Here is a 24,376-nt window from a genome sequence, read left to right on the forward strand (position 1 = left end):
TGGCTTTTTTTTCATGATCAAGGGGACAGGGAAACCCTCACCTGACCTCGCCGCTCTTCAAAATCGCTGATCAACAAAGCTAGATCGATCTGCCACTCCCCTGGCAAAGCCAGTTGTACCTCTTGCAGGACCCATTGCCCCGACTCATCCGGCAAAATAGAACGACGAAACGGTGGGATCCCTCGTTCCGGTAGAGAAAACGCCAGGGTCAATTCTTGGGCAGGGATCCCTTCCACCTCCACCAGCACTTGATTGGAGCCGGGGCGACAGGGAGAAAGGCGCAAGTGAATGGGGGGATCGTCCGACTGCTCTTGGCAAACTGAACTGGCCAGGGATCCCTCTCCATGAGCCAAACCATGACTGGGGGGAGCTTGAGCAACCAAAAAACTGCTCAGTGCTAACACTGCTAGCAAGCCTACCCACTCCAAACGGACAATGCTCCGCAAGGCTTTTCTGACCGCCAAGCTACCTTCTCGCAAAGCTGGTACCAAGCGAAATTTGTTGTGGGCCCCCAGCGCCATGATCATCAGTACCAGGATTAACTTGGCCCAGAGATACTGCCCATAGGAATCCGCCATCGTCCAGCCGCGATGGATCCCACCCATACCCACTCCCGCCAAGATCAACCCTGGCACCGCCCAAGTGGCCACATCAGAAAACCGCTGCACCACAGCGACGGACTCAGAGGTAGGATCCCGCTTCAGAAGCTGATCTAGCCCCCACAAGCCCCCCAGCCAAAAGGCGGATCCCGCTAGGTGTAGCCCCAGCAAAGCCATCGTCCACAGGGGGTATTCGCTAGTCAAGGCATGGCCAATCGGCAAAAAGGAGCCAATCACCAAAAGGGATCCTACTAACCCGCTCACCCAAGCCCCACCCCCTTCACAGGCCCAAATCAGGAGCCCAAGGCCTAGCAGCCGCAATTGAATGCCCCAGCCGTAGGGGGATCCCAGCACCGCTACAAAATTCCCTCCTGTGAAGTGAGGATACAACTGGGCCAGATGCAAACAAAAGGCCACCACCGTTAAACTCAACGTGATCCAAGCTGCCGCAAAGGCCCAGGATGCAGCTTCAGCACTCAACCGTCCTCGCAAAAGCCGCCACCCCCCCAGCACTCCCACGCCAAACAAGCTGCCCACATAGATTCCCCAGCGCACTATCAGCAAGGGCCACCGCAGGGGATCCGCCGAGCCGTGGGTGGCCAACAACACTTGCAGAGCCTCCGGATTGGCTTCCCCCACTTGAAACACGAACGAACCACTGACCGGATGAGAATCGGCAGAAATGGCCCGCCAACTGACGATGTAACTGCCCGCCGGGATCCGGATCCCTATAGGGGCTTGAGGGGCATCGGCTGAACCGGCTAACTCCCCCAACTCCACCGCTTGCCCTGTACTGCTCAACACCTGTAGCTGAGTGATCTGGACCGGCTCATTAAACCGCAACTCAATTTGAGCAGGCGGTTCCGCTAATACCGCCCCATCTGCTGGGAAGGTAGCCAACAAGCTGGCATGAGCCCACCCTGGTTGGATCCCGGCTAGCCAAAGAAGGAAGCAGAGGATCCCGCTCAAGATCCCTTGAGGCAGCAAACGGGTCAATACTGATTCACGCATCACTTTCTCCCGCAAAAGCTGCTGCAACAGTTCCTTCCCAAAGCGTAATCCACCCAGAAAATAGGTGTAGGCACTGAAGTTGGCCCGCTCTTCTTCTTTCACTTTCACCTGTGGCGATTGGGTTGGGCGCAAAAAAAGGACAATTTGCAATCTTTTGCATTGGTACTGTCGCCACAAACGAACCTAGTCATCCAGATGGAAAACTGACCCCTTCTCCCACCTCATCAAGCCAAACCCGGCCAGACTGTACACATCTGATGTACACCTCTGAATTGAGGATGAATTGAGGAGGCTGCGGCGATGGACTACTACAGAATGTTCTATCCAGTTGGGGGTGCGGGGCTGTTTTTGGTAGTTTTCGGAGGGATCCTATTTGGGATCTTTCGGGCCTTGAATTTACAAATTGGGGAATTGGCAGATTGGGCAATCGGCATTGCTAGTTTTTGGTGGTTGGTGGTGATCCTCACTATTCCCTGGAATATCTACTTTCAGGCCAAGGCCGTCCATCACGAGGCAGAGGTTTCCCGGCAGCGAGGGATCCCGGTCGAGACTGAAGCTTTCAACTACACTGGTAAGCTTACCTACTGGTTTCTGCGGATCGCCATTGCCCTGCATTTGGTTTCGGCAATGGTATTTTACGGGTTGGCCTTTTGGCAAGTTACCCCGATTGGTTATGCCAGTTCTGTGGCAGCGTTGTTGCTCACGGCGTTGCGTCCTGCTTTACGGGGATATGAGTATCTGGTGGCCCGTTTGACCCAATTGCAACGACAAATTTTGGTGCCTCGGGAAGATGCCATTGAGTTGGCTTTTCAGGTGAGAACCCTGACTCAGCAAGTGGGAGCTATACAAAGCCAATTGGATCCCCATCATCCCAATTCTTGGGCCCAGCGAGAAGAAGAAACCCGGCGCTACCTACGACAGGAACTGGCCACAACCAAAGCTCAAGTGGAGCAATTGCGAGCCAGCAACGATTTAGAACATGAGCAACTGCGGCGAGAGACCCAACAATCAGTGGCCCAACTGAGCATCGATAGCCAATTTCTCAGCCATGTACGGGAGATCTTGCGCTTTGTGAAAGAGGCCTGAGCACCCTCACCGGGATCCGTTGCCCGCTTCCCCCACTTGGGCGGAATATTGTGAGGGAACCAGCTTGGTGCCCACCCCAGCATCGGTCAAAATCTCCAGTAACAGGGAATGCGGGGATCCCCCATCTAGAATGTGTGCGGCCCGTACTCCTTGCGCCAAGGCCCGAATGCAACACTGCACCTTCGGAATCATGCCTCCCTTGACGACACCCGTTTGGATCAGCTGGCGGGCACTTTCGATGTCCACCAAGGTGACCAAGGAACTGCGATCCTGAGGATCTTTAAGAATGCCAGGGGTATCGGTAAGCAAAATCAGCTTTTCTGCCCCCAGAGAAGCCGCCAGTTCCCCCGCCACTGTATCAGCATTGATGTTGTAGGCTTGGCCTGTTTCATCCGCAGCCACACTGGAGATCACCGGAATTTGTCCGCCCTCCAACAGGGTTTGAATCAAATTGGGATTGATGCTGCTCACTTCCCCCACAAAGCCTATTTCCGCCCGACCCTGGGAGCGTGCTTTGATCAAGTTGCCATCCCGTCCACACAACCCCACGGCGGATCCACCCGCCAAACTGATCAACTGCACGATCTGTTTGTTGACTTTACCCACCAACACCATTTCCACCACTTCCATCGTGGCGGCATCTGTCACCCGCAGGCCATCCACAAACTTGAAGGGAATATCCAGCTTTTGCAGCCAACTGTTGATCTCCGGTCCTCCTCCATGCACCAACACCGGGCGAATGCCGACACAGGAGAGAAAGACGATATCCCGTAACACCTCAGCCCGTCGCTCTTGATGCACCATGGCTGCACCGCCATATTTGATCACCACGACCCGACCCTGATATTGCTGGATGTAGGGCAGCGCTTCACTGAGGATTTGTGCCCGACTAAGGGGATCACATTGCATGACCTGGGATCCGGCTGGTTCGGAAAGGGAAGAGTTGGTCAGCACTGCCGTAAGTCCCTACAAGTAAGAAAACTTGACCTAGACTATCGCATTCTTTGAGATAAGGGTTCAAACGGCCGGTTACCTCTGCACCCATTCCTACCCACCTGAGGGATCCACCCGCTAAAGGGCACAGGAATAGGACTCTGACTGCAAGTGCACTGCAACACACTGAGCCAATCTTTAGATTTGTCTCTGCCAACCTGCGGTATCGAGGCCTGTTTTGAAGAACAACCGTCTAAGCAGTCAATCCCTCTAGCCAGGTGGTGAGGTCAGCCAGAGTTTCAAACTCCAGCAAGGCTTCCCCCAACCCTTCCAAGCGCTCTACTGGCAGCGACCGAATCTGAGCTTCCAATTCCACATCCACCCAGTAGATAGGTGTAGGTGGCCAAGTTGGCTCGCTCTTGAAGCCACCGGGAGGTAAGTCAATTCCAAAAATTGGTAAAGATCCCGAGCTTATGATAGGGGCATCTTGGCCAACTGATTCGGAGGAAGGCTCCCATGACTGTACTGCGATCCCGCTGGCAGAGATTCTGGCTGGAATGGACTTTGGCCACGCTCTTGGGACAGGGGGCTGGCTTGGTACTCTTCGGCCTGATGGTGTTGCTGTTGGCACAGTTTTTCCGGCCCCCACTTTGGATCTTGGGGTTACTGCTAGGCTTCTCGCGCGGTTTGGGGGTGGGGATCGGCCAGGGGTTGGCATTGGGATCCCCAATTTTGGCTACAACGGAGCGTGCCGTGGCTTGGGTTGGGGCTACAGCTCTGGGGTGGGCAGCAGCCGCTGGAGCAAGCCTGTGGTTGGTGCAGCAAACGGGAAATGCTTGGTTAGGAGCAGTGGTGGCTGGGGCCATTCTTGGTTTAGCGCAATGGTTGGTGCTCCGACAGTTTGCTTCACAGGTAATGGTATGGCTATGGATGGCCACTTGGGTGACAGCCTTCGGGTTGGGTCAGCTGGCCGAGCAGGTACTGGGGAACTTGCCAGAAAACGTTTGGGTTGTGGTGGCATTGTTGTTGGTACGGGGCATTTTGAATGGGGCAGTGACGGGCAATAATTTGGCTTGGATGCTGCAGAATGTGCCAGAGGAAGCCGATCCGCCAGAACCAACTCCTGGCGCTTAGACCACAACAGGGGTGAGAAGGGTTGGGCACAAGCACAGTCCCCCTCCCAGGTAAGATGGTTACGCACCGCTGACATGTTGAGGTTGGCTTGCTACAGGCATGACAACACAGGCTTGCGTCTAGGGAATAGGACTATGGGGCAACGGCGACTCTTACGCGGGATCCTGATCGGGCTGGGGCTTTTGGCGGCCATGACCGTCTGGGTTGTGACGTGGCTGCTGACCCAAAGTCCAGTGGCTTTGCTGCTGGCTCACCCCGATTTGCCGCCGATTGTCGGTTTGGCTCCCCGCTCTACGGAGGCAATGCTGGTGCTGGCTGCCCCGCTTGAGGATCTCCAAGCTTTTTTGCAAGCCGCTACCCCTGCTGCAAAACGACGGGCCACGCGTCAGCGTTGGCGGGAATTTTTCTCGCCCCAAGGCCCCGCTTGGCTGGGATCCATACTGGCCGGGGGATCCCTTGATTTCGATCGGGAAGTCCGTCCTTGGTTGGGGGAGAGTACACTCTTGGCCAGTTTGCCGCAACTGGGCACCTTGGTTGCTCTGGAAACCGAGGATCCGGCGGCCTCGCAATTCGAGCTGAATCTGTTGTGGGAACGGCAGAGTTTGGCCGGGATCCCGGTGCGGGTACAAACTTACAAAGGCATTCAGGTGGTGTCTAGCCCGTTGCCGCAGTTGGGGGGGTTTTCCGCAGCTATTTTTGGCGAACGGTATGTATTGCTGGCGGAGCAGGCCGCTGCCATCCGGGAGGCGATCGATGCTTGGCAGTTGCCGCAGTTAGCTTTAGTCACTCAGCCACAGTTTCAACAGGTGATCGAGCCTTTGCAGGAGGCGCATGTGGGTTGGGCCTTTTGGCGAAATAGCGGAGCTCTGCAAGGCACGGAGGGCTATACCCTGACATTAGAGGCGGTCGGGTTGGGCCTGGGGCTCAATTTTCAGGGTCTGGTGGCCCAAAGTGCTGCCCTTTGGCATGCCCCGGCAGGGTTCTCGTTGCTTAGCACGGAAGCCTTTCGCCCCCAGATCTTCAAACACTTGCCGGATGAAACCTCGGCCTTGATTTCGGGGCAAAACCTGGCGGAGGTGTGGAGCAGTTTGGGTCAGATTCAGCCCATTTCCGTCGGCCCGATTGGGCTACAGGTGGATCCCGGTCAGTGGCTGAACACGCTTGCCTCGCAGGTGGATCTGGATTGGCAGCCCCTGTTGCCGAAAACGGGAGAATTTGCCTTGGCCCGCCTGGGATCCCTAATTGGTTCTGGAGAACCGGATCCCTCCTGGTTGTTGGTGAGTGAAGTCCCAGAACCATTGGGCGCTCCCTTAGAAGATGCCGTACAGGTGCAAGGCTGGCGGGTGGTTTCTATTCCCATGGCACAAGGCACTGCAACTGCCTGGGCCAAACCGGTAGAGCAGGATGTGGCTGAACCTGATTCTCCTGCAGCCCCCCAGTCGACCCAATCCATCCATCGCTCGGAGGCTCCTATCCTGGCAGCCTCGGCCACAGAAGTGAGTGCTTTTTCTGCCAGCCAGCCCTATTTCGCAGAGGCTATCCCAGACAAAGGGATCCCAGAACCGCCCCCGTTGATGCCTCAGGTCTATCATGTCGACCGGAATGGGTACTGCTATCTGGCTTCTTCTTTGTCCGTTTTGGAAGCTGCCCTGCAAGATCCCCCTCTCAGTGCTGAGTGGAGCTGGCGCAAGCTGGTGTCTCCTCTGCCCCACCGCACTCTTGGTTATGGCTACGCCTCTCTGGGATCCCTGTTGGGTTTTGAAGAGTTGCCCCTCTGGAAGACACCAGAGGGATCCGAGCTGGCTGCCACACGAGTTGTTTTTGCCACTACCGCGCTCACCGCTTCTGCCGCTCCCTATCCTGACCAAGGCCGCTGGATCACCCAAGTGGGCAAACTGTTTTGGCAATGGTATTGAGCTAGGTTGGCAGCGAGGCTACTGATACCCTGCCGCCTGGAGGGAAAACAAATGGGCATAGCGCCCTCGCAAGGCCAAAAGCTCGGCATGGGATCCCTGCTCGACAATGCGTCCCGCCTCCATCACTGCGATCTGATCTGCCATGCGCACGGTGGAGAACCGATGGGAAATCAATATGGCAATTTGGTTTTGGGTTAGGGCATGCAGGCGCTCAAAAATTTCATATTCTGCTTCGGCATCCATAGCGGCAGTAGGCTCATCCAGCACCAAAATATCTGCTTGAGAACGCATAAAGGCTCTGGATAAAGCAATCTTCTGCCACTGCCCGCCCGAGAGTTCTTCTCCCTCCCGAAACCACTTGCCCAATTGAGCATCAAACCCCTGCGGCAGTTCTTCAATAAAGGAGCGCGCCATACCTTTTTCGGCAGCTAAAAACCAGCGGGGGCGTTCCTGTAAATGCTGCACATCCCCCAAGCCAATGTTTTCTCCAGCGGTAAACTGGTAGCGCACAAAGTTTTGAAAAATCACCCCAATGCGGCGATGCAAGACTTCTAAATCCCACTTTTGTAGATCCAATCCATCCAGAGTAATGCGCCCTGAATCAGGGGGATACATGCGTACTAACAAATTGATTAAGGTGGTTTTCCCAGAGCCATTTTTGCCCACTAGGGCCAACTTTTCTCCAGGGCGAATGTGTAACCAAATGTTTTGCAGTGCTGGTTTAGAACTGCCAGGATAGCGAAAGCTCACCCCCTCAAAACGAATGCCATCTCCCGGAATCGGGCCATGAGCGGCTCCTTCCGGGCGGGGCGGGATCCGCAACTCCAAAAACTCATACAAATTGGAGAGATACAGAGCATCTTCATACAAACTGCCCAGGGATCCCAGGAGGGTAGACAGCGTGGTCTGGCCCTGGCGAAAGACCGTCAGATAAAGGGTCATATCCCCCAGCGTGATCCTGCCTGCCACCGTTTCCAAGGCAATCCAGGCATAGGCTCCGTAAAAGGTGAGAGTGCCCAGAGATCCCAGACCAAAGCTCCAGGAACCACGCCGCAAGGTGAGATCCCGCCCCTCTTGATACAGCCGCTGAAAGATCTCCCGGTAACGATCCAAAAACAGCGGCCCCAACTGATAAAGCTTCACCTCACGGGCAAAATCTTCACGGGCGATCAGGGTTTCTAGATACACTTGCTGTCGGGTTTCCGGGGCACGGCGGCGAAAAATGCGAAAGGCTTCCCCGGCAAACCGGGTCTCAGCAATAAAACTGGGTAAGGCCGCCAAAAAGAGGATCCCGACCGCCCAGGGGGAAAAGGCCAGCAACAATCCCCCCAAAGTTAACAATGACAACAGGTGCTTCACCAAAGCAAAGCTTCCCGTCACCAAGCTGATCGGGCGGCTAGAAGCCTCCTGCCGAGCCCGCGTCATCTGGTCATAGATTTCAGAATTCTCAAATTGGGCCAATTCCAGCGTGAGGGCCTTCTCCAAAATCAGCACATTCACCTGTTGCCCCAAGAGCACCCGCAGCAAAGATTGACAGGTTTGGATCCCCTGTTGAGTGGCCGATTGTGCCACGAGGATCCCGGCTTCCATAGCCACGTAGCGCAGAGCCCACTGTTGATCCACCATCTCCCCTGTCTGAGCTGCCCGTACCACCCCATCCACGATCAGCTTGCCGGTATAGGCGATGGCCGCTGGTAATAAACCTGAGATCACTGTCAACCCCACCAGGATCAAAGTCAGCCAACGGTGAGTTGTCCACACCAATCCAATCGCCCGCCAACCATAACGCAGCAGTGACAGAGGAGATTGCCACGAACCCCTATCCCGGGGGGAAGGTTGATAGCGAGTGCGCAAGCCAGGCTCTGACATGGGCTACCCAGGGATCCCTTAGCTCCAATTCGTCGATCCGATTCCCAGTAGGAGGTCAATCTTTTGCAGCTAAATCCTGTGGATCTTGGGGAGCTCGCACCAACCAGCGCCGCAAGGGATGCCGTACCGGGAACGAGAGGATCCACCGGGATTGCTGCTCCAACATCACCCGTTCCACCGGGTAAAGACCGAACAGTTCATAGCGACTCTGGGCGATCAGGATCCCTGTCGTAAAGCTGACGCAGAGCAGCAGACCCAGAGTCGGCCACCCCGGTCGGTAAAACAGGGCATACCGTAAGCCCGTCCAGGTGAAATAGTTCAACAAGCGGCCTAGATCCACTCGCAAAGCCCACAGACTAGGGATCCCGATCAACAGCCACAACAGCCCCAGAAAGATGAAACTACCGCCGTGATAGAGCCGCAACAGGCGCCTGGCTGCCGGAGAAAGTACAGGAACGCTAGAAGAAGCTTTCCTGTCATCAACAGAACCAGAACCATGGGGGGCGGGCATGAGGATCCTAGTAACCAAATCCCACTCTGACGGGGTCTTCGCCATAATAGCTTTTGCAGGGATCCCTGAACTCAACAGCCCGCCACACGATGACAAAGGCTTTTTCTTCACTCCCAAGGGTGGATGCCCTAATTCTGGCGGGGGGCAACAGCCGCCGTATGGGATCCGATAAAGCCCTGTTGTCTTGGCACGGGATCCCCTTGCTACGGCGAGTGGCGCAGGTAGCAGCAGCCTGTACAGAGAGAGTTTATATTCTCACCCCCTGGCCGGAGCGTTACGAGAGTTTGCGGGATCCCGGCTGGCACCTCTGGCGGGAAAGTGCCCCCAATCGCGGCCCGTTGCTAGCTTTTCAAGAAGGGGTAGCTCGCTTGCGGGCGTTGGCTGTGCCAGCGGAGTGGGTTTTGCTGTTAGCCTGCGATATGCCCCGTTTGGATGAACAAGTTTTGCGGAACTGGAGAGAAGAGCTGGACTCCCTGCCTGGCGAAATGGTGGCGGCTCTACCCAAAACGGAGCGCGGATGGGAACCTCTCTGTGGCTTTTATCGCTTGTCCCTCATGCACCAGCTAGAGGCTTTTCTACAAGCCGGAGGGGGATCTTTTCAAGGGTGGTTGCCCCGGATTCCAACGGTAGTGCTGCCGCTTTTGCAGGAGCAGATGCTGACCAACTGCAATACCCCTGCGGATCTTGAGGGTGAGAATGCCTGAATTCGCATCGGGTGCAAGGGATCCCTCATGTCACAATGAGTAAAGATTTGCCCTGGCGCTGACAAGGTTAGTTTCATTTCTAGGCACTGTCCTCAACCCTATGAAGGAGCTGTACTACCGCGAGATCCCCTGCTCTGATCGTGCCGAAGTGGTGCGATGGCTACAAACTATTTCTCTGCCACAAGCGGGGAAGCAGATCCCGACATCCACTGGCTTGCGCATTCAGGGATCCGAGGCAGAACTGGCCCTCTTCACTTGGTCAGGATTGAATACGACCTATCTCAAGGTGTTTCAGTGGTCGGAGCGGCCTTTCCCCCGCCAAAGCCAGTGGCTCAAAGATTTGGAAAGCGCGATCCAAAACCAGTTCCCCCATCGCTATCCGCAGCTTCCTGCGATTGACCTGAGCCAGGGCTTGCCAGAGTCCCAGGGATCCATCTTTCAGCAGCTAGAGCCTTACTATCCGCAGACCGTCAAGTATTTTCAGCGGATCCCGAATGGCGAGTTCGACCTGCAACGGGTGTACTGGTGGGAAAAGCGCTGGCGTGAAGAGGTGCAATCCCCCCAAAAGCATTCCCAGCCGGTGTTGTTCAAACAGCCTTCACCTGATCCTGCCGAGAGCGATTGGGATCTGGTGATCGTGGGAGGAGCACTTGGGGCCATTTATGCGGCTGCCATGGCTCGTTTGGGCTACCAGGTGGCCTTGGTGGAGCGCCTGCCCTTTGGCCGTATGAACCGCGAGTGGAATATCTCCCGGCGCGAACTGAAGACCCTAGTGGAGATGGGCCTACTTAGCACTGAGCAAGTGGAGAGCCTCATCCTGCGGGAATATACGGATGGATTCAACAAATTCTTCGACGGCAACAGCCCCATCCAGGCTCCCGTGTTGCACACCCCCACGGTGTTGAATCTGGCCATTGATGCGGAAAAGCTGTTGTCCCTCTGTGGTGAGATCCTCAAATCTTGTGGGGGATCCATCTACGACCGCAGCGAATTTCAACGGGCCTACATCGATGAAACGGGGGTAACCCTGATTCTCAAAGATTTGCGAGAGGAGCGGGAGTTCCAGTTGAGATCCCGCCTTTTGGTGGATGCCATGGGCACTGCCTCACCGATCGCCCAACAGGTTCACCAGCAGCGAGCCTTCGATAGCGTATGCCCAACCGTGGGGGCAACCATTCAAGCGGGTTTCGAGCCGGGGGTTTGGGATCCCCAATTTGGGGATATTCTCGCCAGCCATGGGGATATCAGCCGCGGTCGGCAACTGATCTGGGAACTCTTCCCTGGCCCTGGTAATGACCTCACCTTCTACCTATTCCACTACCATCAGGTGCATCCCGAGAATCCCGGATCCCTGCTGGAGATGTACGAGGACTTTTTCACCATCCTGCCGGAGTACCGCCGCTGCGACCTGGAGCAATTGCAGTGGAAAAAAGCCACCTTCGGCTACATCCCAGGGCGCTTTGGCCATCGTTCCGCTCCCAAGCCGGATCCCGACAGCTCGTTCGATCTTGCTACGCAAGGTGCAGAGTACCATCGGGTGTTGCTGATTGGGGATGCCGCCGCCATGCAATCGCCGCTGAGCTTCACCGGCTTTGGTTCTCTGGTTCGCAATGCACCCCGACTGTGCGACCTCTTGGATACTGCTCTCCGTCACGATCTGCTCACGGCTGCTGACCTAGCCCAGATCCGAGCCTATCAGGGCAATTCCGCCGTCACTTGGCTGTTCTCGCGAGGGATGATGGTGCCTACGGGTAAGGTTCTGCCGCCAGCCCAGATCAATGCCACCCTGAATAGCTTCTTTGGCATTCTCGCCACCGAGAGCCCAGAGGTGGTGGATGATTTCATCAAGGATCGGGCCGGGTGGATCCCGTTCAACCGCATGGCGATCAAAGCAGCTCTTCAAAACCCAAGGCTGCTGCTGTGGATCTGGAACGCCGTAGGGGCCAAGGGTTTTGCTGAATGGTTACCCACCTATTTCAGTTATACCGGGCTGGCGTTGCTCTCTTTTTTGCTGCGAGGGTGGCTGCCGGGACTATTGCGGCGTCTACAACCTTGGCTAGAGGCCCGTTACCCGCGTTTGTGGCTGCGTTGTCTGCACTGGAGCTATACCCTCACCTACGGCATGGGGCAACCGCGTATCGAGTTTCAACTACCCACCGCAGGCCCCCTAACCCAGGAAAAGACCCAAGGCCCAAAACCGACTTGGATACAAGCAGAGGAAAGGGTCTAGGCTGGTGAGGACTGGCTGAGAAGCTTGAGTTCCTAACCCAGATTTGACGTTCGGGTGTTTTCAAACCTTCTTGCAATACCGATACAGCCTTTCCCAGCGTTATCTGATACAACGGAGTTAGGGAGGGTCACTATCGCTCGCTGCTTCCGCAAATGGATTTGGCCAGCAGCTCTACCTTGGATCCTCCGTCAGGCATGGGATCCCTTGAGGATGGCCACAATTTGGATCAGGGCTGCTTGAAATGCACCCCGTTCCGGCTGCCCTTGCTTAAGGCCATATTCTAGGTGCAAAAGCTGCTGCATCGCTTTCAATAAAGTCGCCGTTTTCAGGGATCCCACCTCTTTTTGCAGAAAGTAAACCCGGTTGGGATTGCCAATCTCAGCTTTTTGGGCAATGGCCTTGGGATCCCGTTCCCCTTGATCTAGCAACAGCCGTACCCACAGCCAAGTGCGAAATTGGCCTACCAACACCGCCAAAACTTTCAGGGCAGGCTCATTTTGATCCAACAGATGGGTCAAGATTACCAGGGCTTGATCCAGATCCCCTTTGCGCAGGGATGCCGCCAATTGAAAGCTGTTGTAGGCACTTGCAGGAACCAAGGCTTCAATTTGCTCCGGTGTAATCGCATCGGTCTGACCAGCAGTGAAGAGAGCCAACTTTTCCAGCTCCATCACCAATCGGCGCGACTCATTCCCCACTGCCTCAGCCAGTTTCTGGGCCGCCACTGGACTGAGCTTGAGCTGTCGCTGAGCGGCTTCAGCGTGCACCTGCTTCAGAATCCCCTCTTCATCCCAGGCCGCCAGTTGCTGAAACTCTCGTACAATTGCCGTTTTTTTCAAGATCTTGGTGGATTTTAGACGTCCATCTGGCTTGCTGGTGGTGGTCAAAAGCAAATGAGTTGTTGGGGGCAATTGCGCCAAGATCCGCTCCACTTCCTCCCACAGATCTTCCGGGCAATGTTGGGTCAAGTGGGTGTCTTCTAGCCAAACTAAGCGGGCAGCCGCTCCCAACGGCGGGGTCATGGCCTGGTTGAGTCCGGCAATCGTGGATTCAGGAGGTAGGCGATCGTAATTAAAAGCCGCCCAATCGGGATCCAACACCTGCTCCCGCAACTGTTGCACCGCCTGTAAGAGGCGATAGTGATCTTCTCCCCAGTAAAAATAAACGGGCACCTTCTGCTCAGCCGTGTAAACCGGAATATTTTTTATTCAACAGCCAGATGCAGCCACGGCACGGGATCCACAGAACGATTGTGAACGAATAACCCCCAGTGCAGGTGTGGGCCGGTCGCCGTTCCTGAAGCGCCGATCCCCCCGACCGGCTGCCCCGCCTCCACCCAGTCCCCTTCTTGTACATCAATGCGGCTCAGGTGCAGCAACAAACTGGTCACCCCTTGGCCGTGATCGATACCAACCGTATTGCCGTGGATGCGAAAGCCTTCTGACTCATACCCCACCAACCCCACCCGACCGGCTGCCGGAGCCACCACCACTGCTCCCACAGGGCCGGCATAGTCAATGCCGCGGTGGTAATAGTCTTGGGCAAGCTCACCATTATAGTAGCGGCGTACCCCAAACACGGTGGTCACCGGGCCTTGGGCCGGAGGCTGAAAATACCCTTGCCAATACTTTTCCGGGCTGATGTGCTGGCGAAAAGCTTCCACTTTGGCCCATTCCACTTCTGTGGCCCAAACGCTGGCACCCGGCGGCAGGCGAATGCTTTGGATGGGGAAGTCCCGTGGCTGCAGTGACAAGGGTAAAACAGGCACCTCTGCAAAACCGTGAATTTGAACCTGACGGGATCCGGGGGCATCCAAAGGGGTGGTGGGAATCAACGCCCGCCAACGGTTAGCAGCCACAGGGAAGGCGGGGTATTGGGCTTGGGTGCCGTCGGGATGGGTGAGGTTGACCAAGGGTTGATCCAAAAGCAGAGTTTCCGGTGGGGCCGTGATTTGCACAGAAACGGTGTATCCCAAGGCGGGATCCATAGGGCTAACCTGCACCTGGGGGTTGCTGGCCGCAGCCGAGAGCGCTCCTGTACAGATAACCCAGCTCAAGCCGGAAAGCCATCCCAAGTTAAACAGAAAATGCTTCACCATCGCCCCCCAGCCAATCCGTATTCTTCCTATGCTCCATTTTGCGCAGGTCAGTGTCGCTTGTCTAAGTGATTTGGCCGGGATCCCTCCACAGAATCGAGGATGAAGCTTGGCAGTTCTCTAAACTCTTGCTTCTATTTACCCAGAATGGATAAAGAAAGGGCCGTTCTTCTTGGGAAAAAGACGCTAGCTTCGCACAAGCTTCATAGAGATAGAATCGCTCCAGGCAAAGAAATTCTGTATTCTCACCGAAGAGGAGAGCTCCACCTTCTTTTATGATTTAAGGCATGGGCATGATTCAATTCTCTCTTCACCAAATAAAAAACTTGAAAACTATGGATACCAGCGAACTGGAATTTAAGGTGCAGGTCTTGGCCCGTTGCATGGGATCCGCCCTGGGGTTGGGCCGCCCGACTCGTATCGAGATTCACTACTGTACTCCCCAGAGTTCAGAAGACCGACGGTCTGCCGCTGACGATAGGTCTACTTCGCCAAGCTCCCCTCTTGCGCCTGAATGGGCAGTGGGATCCCAGGGTGTTGTCTGTGCTGCCTAAAGAACGCTTGAAACTTGGTCGCGCCAGCGTTGCTTAGCAGCATTGTGCTCCGCACGGCCTGAAAGGGTATCTTCAGAAATCTAAATCTACCATTATTCAAAAAATAATTATTAATTATCATTCAAAGTTACAGCTCTTGACGCCAGGGGCACGCTAGCGCGAATGGTAGTCACTTGCATAGGGCATATCATGCAGAGCACTTTTCTACAGCTTTTACAAAGACATCAGCATTATTTTGGGAAACTTGCGCACGAGCCGTGAATAGGGATTCCATTAGCAACGAAACAACTGTTCTCTTCTGGCTCTTCTTCCTGTTCCCAAGAGCGCTTTTGCAACACCTGCATCAAGTCAGGATCATGTGCCTCGGTTAGCCCCAGCTCGAGATACTGAGGCCAGTCTGGGGGTTGAGGGTGGGTGCTGTCTCCGGCATCGCCGCAGGTGTAAAGTTGCCCCACAGGGGCTGGATAGCCTGCTTCGAGCCTCACTCTCCACAGAGATCCCTCCCACATCCAGATGGCTGACAGATGGCTGATCCTAACCTCTGGGGATATAGACTCGGAACGTGACTTGGGGTGTATGGGTACCTGCTGCGCAGGATGGGGAGGACTATGGAGCGAGCAATGCAACTGTGGCGGGGTTTGCTACTGCGAGATTTTGCCATCGAGGACTGGTGGCAGGGGAGCGTCTTGGGCCGCCTGTCGGGATCCCTGCAGAACTGGGGAACAACCAGTGTTTTGGTACAAACTTCTGACTGGATCGCTTTGGGGTTGGTGATGCTCTACTGGGGCTTTTCGGCACAAACCTCCACCGGGATCCTGGGGCTGATTTTGCTGACGATGGCGGCGGTATTAGGTTTAGGGTGGTTGGTGCAAACCCCAAATTGGGTGGCGGCACACCTGCCTCTGGGCTTATTCTGGGGCATTGCTACGCTGGCGACGATTTTTTCTCCCGTACCCTACGCGGCGCGGGATGGCTGGCTAAAGCTGACCCTCTACTTGGCCGGCTATTTGTTGCTGCACCGGCTGCTGCGCAAGCCGCGTTTTCGGGATTGGATGATTGGATCCCTGCTTATGGTCAGCCTAGTGATGGGGATCTATGGACTGCGGCAATACTTCTACGGGGCGGCAGAACTGGCCACTTGGGTGGATCCCGAATCAGGCTTGGCCGGTGTGACACGGGTGTACAGCTATCTGCGCAACCCGAATTTGTATGGGGGCTATCTGATCCCGCTCATCCCCCTGGGACTGGCGGCAGTGTGGATTTGGCCGGGTTGGGGGGCAAAGCTGCTGGCTGGGTTTATCACGGCAGTCAACCTGACTTGCTTAGTGCTCACCTACAGTCGCGGTGCCTGGATTGGGGGGCTGGTGATGCTGGCCATGATGGCAGTACTGCTGGTGCAATGGAACTCTATCCATCTGCCAGTGCGTTGGCGACACTGGACTCTGCCTGCTCTGTTTGCTGGAGGTGGAGCCACTCTTTTGTTGGGGATCCTGACGGTACGCCCGCTGCGGCTACGGGTGCAGAGCCTTTTTTTGGGACGGGTGGATACCAGCAACAACTTCCGCATGAACGTCTGGGCGGCGGTGCTGGACATGATCCGCGACTTTCCCATTTTGGGGATTGGCCCCGGCAATGTCGCCTTTAACCGCGTCTATCCCCTCTACCAACGGGGCAACTTCAGCGCCCTCGGCTCCTACTCCGTGCCTCTGGAACTGACCTTGGAAACAGGGTTGATCGGATCCCTGACCTTTGCCTGGTTTTTGCTGGTACTCTTCGATCACGGCTGGTACCAGTGGCGCTTGGCCCTCGGATCCCGAAATCCGCAAGGGTTGTGGGTGGCGGTGGGTTTGGCAGCTTGCACCGGCATGATGGCCCACGGGCTGGTGGATACGATTTGGTACCGTCCTCAGGTACAAATGCTGTGGTGGCTCGCGGTGGCCCTGATCACAGCCAGTTTGGGGCAGTCGCAAACTTCACCTTCTCAGCAGAAGCATAGTAGCAGCAGATAAGAATCCCAAACCCAAGCCTAGGTATTTGTCCGGTTAGCGCGGCTCAACTTTAGTCTTCTGGCCTTGACGAGAGGGAATTTAGAATGCTAAACATCTTCCATAAAAGATAAAAGTGTATCTGGTTTTACAATTTGAAGGTGTCAGCAGTGTTAGAAATTAGCGGAATTGTCCGGGGTGCAGGAGGCGAATGAAAAAGATCGAGGCCGTGATCCGGCCCTTCAAGCTGGATGAGGTCAAAATTGCCTTGGTCAATGCTGGAATTGTCGGCATGACCGTGAGTGAAGTGCGGGGCTTTGGGCGGCAAAAGGGACAAACCGAGCGTTATCGGGGATCCGAGTACACGGTAGAGTTCCTTCAAAAGCTGAAAGTGGAGATCGTGGTCGAAGATGACCTGGTGGATACCGTTGTCGAGAAGCTGATCGCAGCGGCTCGCACTGGCGAAATCGGGGACGGCAAGATTTTCATCAGCCCCATCGAGAAGACCATCCGCATCCGAACTGGCGAACTCAACCAAGATGCCCTCTAGGCAGATGGGTTGTCTCAGAAGCTTGGGTTTTTCAGCCTGAGCCTTGGGTAGGTTTGCTGTGTGTCAATGGGCTGATTTTTGCCCAGCCTTCCCTGTAATGCGTTGTGAGAAGTACCGTCACTTTAGGTGAGTCGAAAAGCATGACTATGACGATGATCCAAAAGCTCAAAAGCCAAGTGCCACAGTGGCTCTGGCGGCCAGCCAAGTGGAGCCTGACGGCCACCCTAATCGGGTCGTTGGTGTTTTTGTATAGCCAAGGAACTGCCTTTGCTCAAGAGGCTGAAGAAGTTCAGTACCACGCTGACATTGTCTGGACAATCGTGTCCGCAGCCTTGGTGTTCTTCATGCAGGCGGGTTTCGCCATGGTGGAGACGGGCTTTACCCGTTCCAAAAATGCCGCCAACATCATGATGAAAAACTTGATGGACTTCTGCATGGGCTGTTGTGCCTTCTGGTTCATTGGGTTTGGCCTCATGTTTGGCAACAGTGGGGGCTTCTTTGGCACCAGTTGGTTTGCCTTTGGCTGGCAGACTGCCTACGATGCCGGGGGCTGGCCCTTCACCTTCTTCGTGTTCCAAATGGTGTTTGCGGCCACCGCTGCCACCATCGTTTCCGGGGCCATGGCGGAACGCACCAAGTTCTCTGCCTATCTCATTTATTCGGTGATTATCTCCGGCCTCATTTACCCGATCTCCGGTGGTTGGGGCTGGAATGGCCTGTTTGCCGACTACAACGGTGAAACCGCAGGCTGGTTAGAGAACCTCGGCTACATCGACTATGCTGGCTCCGGTGTGGTGCACTTGGTGGGGGGTGCTGCTGCTTTGGCTGGTGCCATTGTGCTGGGGCCGCGGATTGGAAAGTACGGCCCGAATGGCGAACCGCGGGCGATCCCTGGCCACAACCTACCCTTGGGCATGTTGGGGGTGTTCATCCTCACCCTGGGTTGGATTGGGTTTAATGCCGGCTCCACCACTGCCGCCTCTACCGATATTGGCTGGATTGCCATGAACACCCTGTTGGCCGGTTCTGCCGGGGCGATCGGGGCCATGTTCACCTCCTGGGCCCACTTCGGTAAGCCGGATATGACCTTTGCCGCCAACGGGGTGCTGGCGGGTTTGGTGGGCATCACCGCCCCCTGTGACAGCGTGCATCCTTTGGGTGCTTTGATCATCGGCTCCATCGCTGGGATCCTGGTGGTCATTTCGGTGGTGGTGTTGGATACGGTACTGAAAATTGATGATCCGGTGGGTGCAGTTTCGGTGCACGGCACCTGCGGTATCTGGGGGGTATTGGCGGCAGGGATCCCCTTCTTTGCCAATGCCAACTACGCAGAAGATGTTACCTGGGGCCAATTCGGAGTGCAGATTATTGGGGCTTTGGCCTACTTCCTCTGGCCTTTCATCACCTGCTTGATCCTGTTCTTTATCCTCAAGGCCGTGACTGGCTTGCGTACTAGCGCCGAGGAAGAGATCGCTGGTTTGGATGTGGGTGAGCATGGCAACGTCGCCTACCCCGACTTTGTCAGTGCCGCCACCGACTCCGAGCAGTCTTAAATCTGTCTTAAATCTCAAGGTTGGGTTCATCTAACCCCATCTCATCCCAATCCCATTCAAGAGGAGGGTCAGGACTGGCCCTCCTCTTTGTTGGTGTAAATGGTTACTTGACAAACAAGAAGGATCCCTCAAGATCGAGGCATAGGACTCCGACTGATTTTATTTAGGCAATGACAAACAAGACGATTTTCCCTAGAGGGATCCCTTGGAGATGGCGGGGAGGGGAGAGGCTCCCGCTGTGGGTTGGGGTTTTGCTGGGTTTGGGGGGTGTTGCCGCCCCATCTGCACTGGCCCAAACGGATCTCACGGCGCTAGAGCAGGCTTTGCCTGCCGAGGCTTGGGCTGAGCTACAAACTTTGCTGCAAACCCAGCAATACCATGCCGATATTGTCTGGACGATTGTGGCTGGGGTGCTGGTGTTTTTCATGCAGGCGGGCTTTGCCATGGTGGAGGCGGGCTTCACCCGGGCCAAAAATGCCGCCAACATCGTCTTGAAGAACCTGATGGATTTTTGTTGTGGGGCCTGTGCCTTTTGGGCTTTGGGGTTTGGGTTGATGTTTGGATCCCATGTGGCCGGCTTCTTGGGTACAGACTGGTTTTTCTTCAACTGGCAACAGGGATCCGAAGCTGGCAGCCAAAACAATGCTTGGCCCTTTACTTTTTTCTGCTTTCAGCTGGTGTTTGCTGCCACTGCCGCGACTATCGTTTCTGGAGCCATGGCCGAGCGCACCCGCTTTGTGGCCTATTTGATCTACTCCATTGTTATTTCCGCAGTAATCTACCCGATTTCCGGGGGTTGGGCCTGGAATGGATTGTTCGCTGACTACAACGGCGGCAGCGCAGGCTGGCTAGAGAACTTAGGTTATATCGACTTCGCTGGGTCAGGGGTGGTTCACTTGGTGGGGGGAGCAGCGGCTTTTGCCGGAACCTTGGCCTTGGGGCCACGCCTAGGCAAGTACAGTGCTGCTGGGGATCCGCGTGCTATTCCTGGACACAGTTTACCCCTGGGCATGTTGGGGGTGTTGATCCTGTGGATGGGCTGGATTGGGTTCAATGCCGGATCCACTACAGCAGCAATTCCCGATATTGGTTGGATTGCTTTCAATACCTACTTGGCCGGGGCAGCCGGGGCAATTGGGGCCATGTGCACTTCCTGGGCGATCTTTACCAAGCCGGATATGACCTTTGCCGCCAACGGAGCGCTAGCGGGGTTGGTGGGCATCACCGCTCCCTGCGCAACCGTCCACCCTTTGGGAGCTTTACTGGTTGGCTCCATTTCTGGGGTTTTGGTGGTGCTGTCGGTGCTGTTTATTGAGGGAACCTTGAAGGTGGATGACCCGGTGGGAGCGGTGTCGGTGCATGGGGTGTGTGGCGCTTGGGGGGTGATCGCCGCTGGGATCCCATGGTTTGCCCATGCCGAAGCTGGGGTGAGCTGGGGGGGGTTGCCGGTGCAAGTGCTGGGGGTGATCGCCCTGGGGGGATGGTCGTTTGTGAGTTGTTTGGTGTTGTTTTTAATTCTAAAGGGCACCATTGGCCTGCGGGTCTCGGCAGAAGAGGAGTTGGCCGGTTTGGATATCGGCGAGCACGGCAATATCGCTTACCCTGACTTTGCCAGTGCTTCGAGCGAGTTAGAACGATGATCCCTGTGCCGATTGTGCAAGCCCGCGCCCGTTTGGGAGAAGGCCCCGTCTGGGATCCGCTGCGTCAATGCCTGTTTTGGGTGGATATTTACAACCATCGGGTGCATCAGTTGATTCTGGAAACGGGCGCAGAACGCTGGTGGGAGGTCGGGGAGGTGGTGGGATCCTTGGCCTTGGTGGCAGGGGAGCGGCTGTTGTTGGCCCAACGGCATCACCTGGCCTGGCTGGATTTGCTCAGCGGAGCCGTAGAACCTCTCTTGGAACTGGAGACTGATCGACCGCAGAACCGCTGCAACGACGGCAAGTGCGATCCGCAGGGGCGCTTTTGGTTTGGCACGATGGGGCCGGAAGGGGCGGGTAGCCTCTACCGCTATGATGGTCACCTAGAACGAATGGAAACGGGCTTAACCATCTCCAATGGCTTGGGATGGAGTTCAGATGGGCACACCTTTTATTTGACAGATTCCCCACGCCAACAGATCTACGCCTACGACTTTGCAGCCGAAACGGGTTCCCTTTCCCACCGGCGGGTGTTCATCGACTTGAGGGGATCCAGTTTTTTCCCGGATGGCCTGACTGTAGATGCCCAGGGATATCTTTGGGTAGCCCTATGGGATGGCTGGGCGGTACAGCGTTTTGACCCGCAAGGGATCCCGGTCGAAAAACTTGAGCTGCCTGTTCAAAGGCCCACGTGTCCTACTTTTGGTGGTTCACATTTGGATCGGCTGTTCATCACTACTGCTGCGGTTGGTTTAAGCGAAAAAGAGATTCAAGAAGGCTTTCATGCCGGAGATCTGTTTGCAGTACAGACGGTGGTGCGGGGCTTACCCGCCCATCGACTGATGAATCCCGTCTGAGCTCATCGAAGCAGAAGTGAACCTAGAAGTGAACTGCGCTTGCAGCGTCGCTATCCGGATTCGGCGATTCAGATTCGGCAGAGGGTGATCTATCTCAAACAGACGAGTTCCCCCTTGGCCCGGCAGATCCGTTATGAACGAGGCTTGCTAGTGCATGAGTTTGAAGTGGTGCGGATGTAGGAGCGGGATTCACAGCAGTTAGCCCAACTACACCCTAATAAATTGAACGGAATTCAGGGATCGGCATTGGCAACTTCAGTCGATTCCGAAAGGTACCCTACTGCCCAGATCAACCGTTGCAGAGCACTCAGCAGCACCAAAATCGCCATCAAGCCGAACAAGGCCACCATGTGCTCAGGAAACAGAAAAAATAGCCCGTAGAACAAGATCGTTTCGCTCCCCTCGATCAGCCCAGCAGGCATGCTTAAGCTGGTCAGTTCATCCTCCTCCGGACGACACAGAGCGTCATCACTGGCCTTTTGTCGTTTCTCCAACAACCCCGCCAAATACATCCAGGAGCAAAGATTGATATAAAAACTGGCCAACATCAGGGCCAAAAACGCGTAGCCCAGCAGGGATCCCTGGTGAAAGGCCAAGCCAAGAGGGACAACCGCGTACACCACCACATCCAGCAGCATATCCAGGTAGCCCCCCAGATCGCTTTGTCGCCCTTGCAGTCGGGCCAACGTGCCATCCAACCCATCCATGAGGCGGTTCAACAACCACAGGCCCAATCCCCACCCGTAGGCACCTAAGGCAGCCGCCGTCCCGGATCCCAGACCAATCGTAAACCCGGCTAGAGTAATTGCTAGTGGATGCACCTGTTGTAGAGGAGTCTCCAGCAACGGAGCCAACAGCCGCTCCTTCCACTGCCTAAGCACCTTATCCAGCAATGAACACTCCTTATAGCGTTACGCTGAGCAGATCTATTTGAATATCCATTCTCGGATCCGTTTTGGAAATCATAATCCCAGATTGTGAGAATGGGATTAGAGTTGAAACATCCCAGTTAGGACTCCATCCCGCTGACGCGACCGGGGCAAAAGGTTCCATCCCCAGGTGCTGCCATGAACTTGAACGAGAGCTACAGCAAGCTGGTGACCCCCTTTCCTGTGGAGGTTATGGAGATCAAGCCCGGAGCAACAACTCGGGATAAAGCCCGTGCTCTGGCCATGCCCTACGCAGATGTGCGGGTGTATCAGCAGGCTTTGGATGATGCGGTGGGGCCGCAGGAGTGGCAGGTTGCCTATCGCCCCTGGGAAGACAAGGCGGTGATCTGTCAACTGACGATTTTGGGTGTTTCTAAAGAGGATGTGGGGGAGCTGGCGGACGAGGGAGACAATGCCTACACCAGCGCCATTGCCCGCGCCTTCAAACGAGCCTGTTCTGCCTTCGGCCTAGGACGTTACATCTACGGGTTGCCAGCCGTTTGGGCCGAGTATGATGGCGAGCGCCGTTCCTTTAAGGATCCCCGCAAGGTGATGGAGCAGATTTATCGTCAAGCTGGGATCCCGGTCGAGAAGCCCCAGGCTGGCGCAGGGCCAGAGCGGGTCAAATAGCCGTCCCACACCTGAAAGCTAGCTAATGCTCGTCTAGAAGCTCATAGAGAAACTCACCGACTAGAGAGGTTACCTTTGCAGGATTGGCAGCAGATCCAACAGGCTCTCAAGCAACACTGGGGTTACGAGGCGCTGCGCCCACCACAGGATCTGGTCATTCGCACCTTACTGGAGAAGCGAGATGCTCTGGTGGTGTTGCCGACAGGATTCGGTAAATCACTGTGTTTTCAGGTGACGGCTCTGCTGCAAACGGGGGTAACACTGGTGGTCTCGCCCTTGATTGCCCTGATGGAAGACCAAGTGCAAGAGTTGTGGCAACGGAAGCTACCGGCTGCCTGTCTGCACAGTGAGCTGGATTCGGCTTTGCGCAAACGGGTGTTGAAAGCCCTAGAAGAAAACCGACTGCGCCTACTCTATTTGGGGCCAGAGACCCTGTTTAGCCCGCCGGTTTGGCAGCGGTTGCAACAGCCACAGGTGCGCATCAACGGCCTGATTGTGGATGAAGCCCATACGCTGGTGCATTGGGGGGGATCCTTCCGGCCCGACTATCGCCGTTTGGGATGGGTACGTCCTGTCCTTGCCTCGAAAGGCGCAGCATTTCCCATTGCTGCCTTTACAGCTACTGCCGATCCGCAAACCCAAAGTCGCCTGCAGCAGGTGTTGGAGCTGCGCAACCCTGAGCGCATTGATGTCAACCCCATACGCCCGAATCTGTCGCTGAACATTTCCATGGCCTGGAGCGTGGCGGATCGTCGCCGGCAACTGGTGCAGTTTCTCCAAGAAAACTCAGGATCCGGGCTGGTGTATGTGCGGACGCGGCGGGATGGGCAAGATTTGAGGGAGTGGCTGGAAAAGCAGAACGTCCAGAGTGCGACTTACCATGGTGGGTTGGATTCTGGATCCCGTCGCCAGTTGGAGCGGGCTTGGCTAGCGGGGGAACTGCGCTTTTTGGTCTGTACCAATGCTTTTGGCATGGGCATTAACAAACCGGATGTGCGTTGGGTGCTGCATTTTCAGCCTCCTCCCGATTTGACCGATTATGTGCAGGAAGTGGGGCGGGGTGGGCGGGATGGCGGCCCTTGTCGGGCCTTGATGCTGGTTTCGGAACCAACGGGGTTTTGGGATCCGACGGATCGGCAACGCAACGCCTATTTCCATCAACAGCGGCAACGGATCGAGGATCAGGCCAGGATCTTGCTCAAAACTCTGCCTGACCAGGGATCCTACACCGATCTCCCTGCCGGAGAAGCGCGAGTAGCCCTGGGTGTGCTTCAGGAAATGGGCTGTTTACAGTGGCAGGATCCTTTTCGCTTCCAGATCCGGCAGCGGCGGTGGCAACCATGTCAAAGGCGGGATCCCTGGCTGGGAATGGAAGCCCTGATCAACACGCGCGGCTGCCGTTGGCAGGTGCTGCTGCGGCATTTCGGCTATCAAAGTGGGGATCCGCCCTGTGGAACCTGTGATAACTGTTGCCGCGCCAACTCGTCAGGTGCGGGCATCCGGCCATTACGCTGGATATGATGGTCTCCGTTCGCATCCAATGGCATCAAGCCCTTTTGGCCAAAGATATCGCCCCGTACAGGTGACCTG

The 24,376-nt window shown here is 55.8% G+C and carries 22 protein-coding genes; 14 read left to right on the forward strand and 8 right to left on the reverse strand.

The features are described 5' to 3' along the window. Positions 1 to 17: 17 nt before the first annotated feature. A complete protein-coding gene (locus L1047_RS01080) occupies positions 18 to 1,760 on the reverse strand; it encodes a copper resistance CopC/CopD family protein (protein ID WP_235276777.1) in 1,743 nt (580 codons plus the stop codon). Positions 1,761 to 1,910: 150 nt separating this feature from the next. On the opposite strand from L1047_RS01080, the gene L1047_RS01085 reads away from it, so the two are divergent. Next, entirely contained in the window at positions 1,911 to 2,696 is a 786-nt protein-coding gene (locus tag L1047_RS01085; RefSeq protein ID WP_235276778.1) for a hypothetical protein, read from the forward strand. Between the two features lie 6 nt (positions 2,697 to 2,702). On the opposite strand, the gene argB is transcribed toward L1047_RS01085, so the two are convergent. Together argB and L1047_RS01095 are read right to left on the reverse strand one after the other, a co-directional pair. Next, a complete protein-coding gene (argB, locus tag L1047_RS01090) occupies positions 2,703 to 3,605 on the reverse strand; it encodes an acetylglutamate kinase (RefSeq protein WP_235278826.1) in 903 nt (300 codons plus the stop codon). A gap of 277 nt (positions 3,606 to 3,882) precedes the next feature. Further along, positions 3,883 to 3,999: a DUF4351 domain-containing protein gene (locus L1047_RS01095; RefSeq protein ID WP_235276779.1), complete on the reverse strand. Its 117-nt coding sequence runs from the start codon at positions 3,997 to 3,999 to the stop codon at positions 3,883 to 3,885. 146 nt (positions 4,000 to 4,145) lie between these two features. On the opposite strand from L1047_RS01095, the gene L1047_RS01100 reads away from it, so the two are divergent. Together L1047_RS01100 and L1047_RS01105 are read left to right on the forward strand one after the other, a co-directional pair. Then, entirely contained in the window at positions 4,146 to 4,763 is a 618-nt protein-coding gene (locus L1047_RS01100; RefSeq protein ID WP_235276780.1) for a hypothetical protein, read from the forward strand. Between the two features lie 134 nt (positions 4,764 to 4,897). Beyond that, the gene (locus L1047_RS01105) at positions 4,898 to 6,679 is read left to right on the forward strand and encodes a DUF3352 domain-containing protein (protein ID WP_235276781.1); all 1,782 of its coding nucleotides are present in this window, start codon (positions 4,898 to 4,900) and stop codon (positions 6,677 to 6,679) included. An 18-nt stretch (positions 6,680 to 6,697) separates the two neighbouring features. On the opposite strand, the gene L1047_RS01110 is transcribed toward L1047_RS01105, so the two are convergent. Together L1047_RS01110 and L1047_RS01115 are read right to left on the reverse strand one after the other, a co-directional pair. Then, positions 6,698 to 8,548 carry an ABC transporter ATP-binding protein gene (locus L1047_RS01110; protein ID WP_235276782.1) on the reverse strand — a complete coding sequence of 617 codons (1,851 nt, stop codon included), beginning with the start codon at positions 8,546 to 8,548 and terminating at the stop codon, positions 6,698 to 6,700. Between the two features lie 55 nt (positions 8,549 to 8,603). After that, a complete protein-coding gene (locus L1047_RS01115) occupies positions 8,604 to 9,059 on the reverse strand; it encodes a hypothetical protein (RefSeq protein ID WP_235276783.1) in 456 nt (151 codons plus the stop codon). Positions 9,060 to 9,178: 119 nt separating this feature from the next. On the opposite strand from L1047_RS01115, the gene L1047_RS01120 reads away from it, so the two are divergent. Then, entirely contained in the window at positions 9,179 to 9,763 is a 585-nt protein-coding gene (locus L1047_RS01120; protein WP_235276784.1) for a molybdenum cofactor guanylyltransferase, read from the forward strand. Positions 9,764 to 9,863: 100 nt separating this feature from the next. Continuing rightward, positions 9,864 to 11,993: an FAD-dependent oxidoreductase gene (locus L1047_RS01125; protein ID WP_235276785.1), complete on the forward strand. Its 2,130-nt coding sequence runs from the start codon at positions 9,864 to 9,866 to the stop codon at positions 11,991 to 11,993. Positions 11,994 to 12,181: 188 nt separating this feature from the next. On the opposite strand, the gene holA is transcribed toward L1047_RS01125, so the two are convergent. Both holA and L1047_RS01135 read right to left on the reverse strand, forming a co-directional pair. Further along, positions 12,182 to 13,165, reverse strand: a complete 984-nt coding sequence (gene holA / locus L1047_RS01130; protein ID WP_235276786.1) for a DNA polymerase III subunit delta — start codon at positions 13,163 to 13,165, stop codon at positions 12,182 to 12,184. Between the two features lie 32 nt (positions 13,166 to 13,197). Continuing rightward, positions 13,198 to 14,091, reverse strand: a complete 894-nt coding sequence (locus tag L1047_RS01135) for a M23 family metallopeptidase (protein WP_235276787.1) — start codon at positions 14,089 to 14,091, stop codon at positions 13,198 to 13,200. Positions 14,092 to 14,423: 332 nt separating this feature from the next. On the opposite strand from L1047_RS01135, the gene L1047_RS01140 reads away from it, so the two are divergent. The 7 genes from L1047_RS01140 to L1047_RS01170 all read left to right on the forward strand — a co-directional run bounded on the left by L1047_RS01140 (position 14,424) and on the right by L1047_RS01170 (position 21,407). Next, positions 14,424 to 14,642 (forward strand): hypothetical protein, encoded by a 219-nt coding sequence (locus L1047_RS01140; protein WP_235276788.1) that lies wholly within the window; start codon positions 14,424 to 14,426, stop codon positions 14,640 to 14,642. Between the two features lie 608 nt (positions 14,643 to 15,250). Next, positions 15,251 to 16,651, forward strand: a complete 1,401-nt coding sequence (locus tag L1047_RS01145) for an IctB family putative bicarbonate transporter (RefSeq protein ID WP_235276789.1) — start codon at positions 15,251 to 15,253, stop codon at positions 16,649 to 16,651. Positions 16,652 to 16,838: 187 nt separating this feature from the next. Continuing rightward, a complete protein-coding gene (locus tag L1047_RS01150; protein ID WP_235276790.1) occupies positions 16,839 to 17,177 on the forward strand; it encodes a P-II family nitrogen regulator in 339 nt (112 codons plus the stop codon). 140 nt (positions 17,178 to 17,317) lie between these two features. Beyond that, entirely contained in the window at positions 17,318 to 18,730 is a 1,413-nt protein-coding gene (locus tag L1047_RS01155; protein WP_235276791.1) for an ammonium transporter, read from the forward strand. 170 nt (positions 18,731 to 18,900) lie between these two features. Continuing rightward, positions 18,901 to 20,370, forward strand: a complete 1,470-nt coding sequence (locus L1047_RS01160; protein ID WP_235276792.1) for an ammonium transporter — start codon at positions 18,901 to 18,903, stop codon at positions 20,368 to 20,370. After that, on the forward strand, positions 20,367 to 21,227 hold the full coding sequence (locus L1047_RS01165; protein ID WP_235276793.1) for an SMP-30/gluconolactonase/LRE family protein: 861 nt from the start codon (positions 20,367 to 20,369) through the stop codon (positions 21,225 to 21,227). Before L1047_RS01160 ends, L1047_RS01165 begins: the two co-directional genes overlap by 4 nt. 39 nt (positions 21,228 to 21,266) lie before the next feature. Then, on the forward strand, positions 21,267 to 21,407 hold the full coding sequence (locus L1047_RS01170) for a hypothetical protein (protein ID WP_235276794.1): 141 nt from the start codon (positions 21,267 to 21,269) through the stop codon (positions 21,405 to 21,407). 53 nt (positions 21,408 to 21,460) lie between these two features. Here the strand turns inward: L1047_RS01170 and L1047_RS01175 are convergent, their stop codons facing one another. After that, positions 21,461 to 22,120 (reverse strand): CDP-alcohol phosphatidyltransferase family protein, encoded by a 660-nt coding sequence (locus L1047_RS01175; protein WP_235276795.1) that lies wholly within the window; start codon positions 22,118 to 22,120, stop codon positions 21,461 to 21,463. Positions 22,121 to 22,294: 174 nt separating this feature from the next. Between L1047_RS01175 and L1047_RS01180 the strand changes: the two genes are divergently transcribed. Then, a complete protein-coding gene (locus L1047_RS01180) occupies positions 22,295 to 22,786 on the forward strand; it encodes a hypothetical protein (protein WP_235276796.1) in 492 nt (163 codons plus the stop codon). Positions 22,787 to 22,861: 75 nt separating this feature from the next. Next, positions 22,862 to 24,307, forward strand: a complete 1,446-nt coding sequence (locus tag L1047_RS01185) for a RecQ family ATP-dependent DNA helicase (RefSeq protein WP_235276797.1) — start codon at positions 22,862 to 22,864, stop codon at positions 24,305 to 24,307. Positions 24,308 to 24,376: the final 69 nt, after the last annotated feature.

The sequence above is a fragment of the Synechococcus sp. Nb3U1 genome, assembly GCF_021533835.1.
Lineage (GTDB): Bacteria > Cyanobacteriota > Cyanobacteriia > Thermostichales > Thermostichaceae > Thermostichus.

Bases quoted from the DNA above. Each gene is read 5' to 3' on its own strand.
- L1047_RS01110 (WP_235276782.1), bottom strand. From the start codon at position 8,548: ATGTCAGAGCCTGGCTTGCGCACTCGCTATCAACCTTCCCCCCGGGAT.
- L1047_RS01145 (WP_235276789.1), top strand. From the start codon at position 15,251: ATGGAGCGAGCAATGCAACTGTGGCGGGGTTTGCTACTGCGAGATTTT.
- L1047_RS01150 (WP_235276790.1), top strand. From the start codon at position 16,839: ATGAAAAAGATCGAGGCCGTGATCCGGCCCTTCAAGCTGGATGAGGTC.
- L1047_RS01125 (WP_235276785.1), top strand. From the start codon at position 9,864: ATGAAGGAGCTGTACTACCGCGAGATCCCCTGCTCTGATCGTGCCGAA.
- L1047_RS01100 (WP_235276780.1), top strand. From the start codon at position 4,146: ATGACTGTACTGCGATCCCGCTGGCAGAGATTCTGGCTGGAATGGACT.
- L1047_RS01085 (WP_235276778.1), top strand. From the start codon at position 1,911: ATGGACTACTACAGAATGTTCTATCCAGTTGGGGGTGCGGGGCTGTTT.
- L1047_RS01155 (WP_235276791.1), top strand. From the start codon at position 17,318: ATGACTATGACGATGATCCAAAAGCTCAAAAGCCAAGTGCCACAGTGG.
- L1047_RS01105 (WP_235276781.1), top strand. From the start codon at position 4,898: ATGGGGCAACGGCGACTCTTACGCGGGATCCTGATCGGGCTGGGGCTT.
- L1047_RS01140 (WP_235276788.1), top strand. From the start codon at position 14,424: ATGGATACCAGCGAACTGGAATTTAAGGTGCAGGTCTTGGCCCGTTGC.
- L1047_RS01115 (WP_235276783.1), bottom strand. From the start codon at position 9,059: ATGCCCGCCCCCCATGGTTCTGGTTCTGTTGATGACAGGAAAGCTTCT.
- L1047_RS01160 (WP_235276792.1), top strand. From the start codon at position 18,901: ATGACAAACAAGACGATTTTCCCTAGAGGGATCCCTTGGAGATGGCGG.
- L1047_RS01180 (WP_235276796.1), top strand. From the start codon at position 22,295: ATGAACTTGAACGAGAGCTACAGCAAGCTGGTGACCCCCTTTCCTGTG.
- L1047_RS01135 (WP_235276787.1), bottom strand. From the start codon at position 14,091: ATGGTGAAGCATTTTCTGTTTAACTTGGGATGGCTTTCCGGCTTGAGC.
- argB (WP_235278826.1), bottom strand. From the start codon at position 3,605: ATGCAATGTGATCCCCTTAGTCGGGCACAAATCCTCAGTGAAGCGCTG.
- L1047_RS01165 (WP_235276793.1), top strand. From the start codon at position 20,367: ATGATCCCTGTGCCGATTGTGCAAGCCCGCGCCCGTTTGGGAGAAGGC.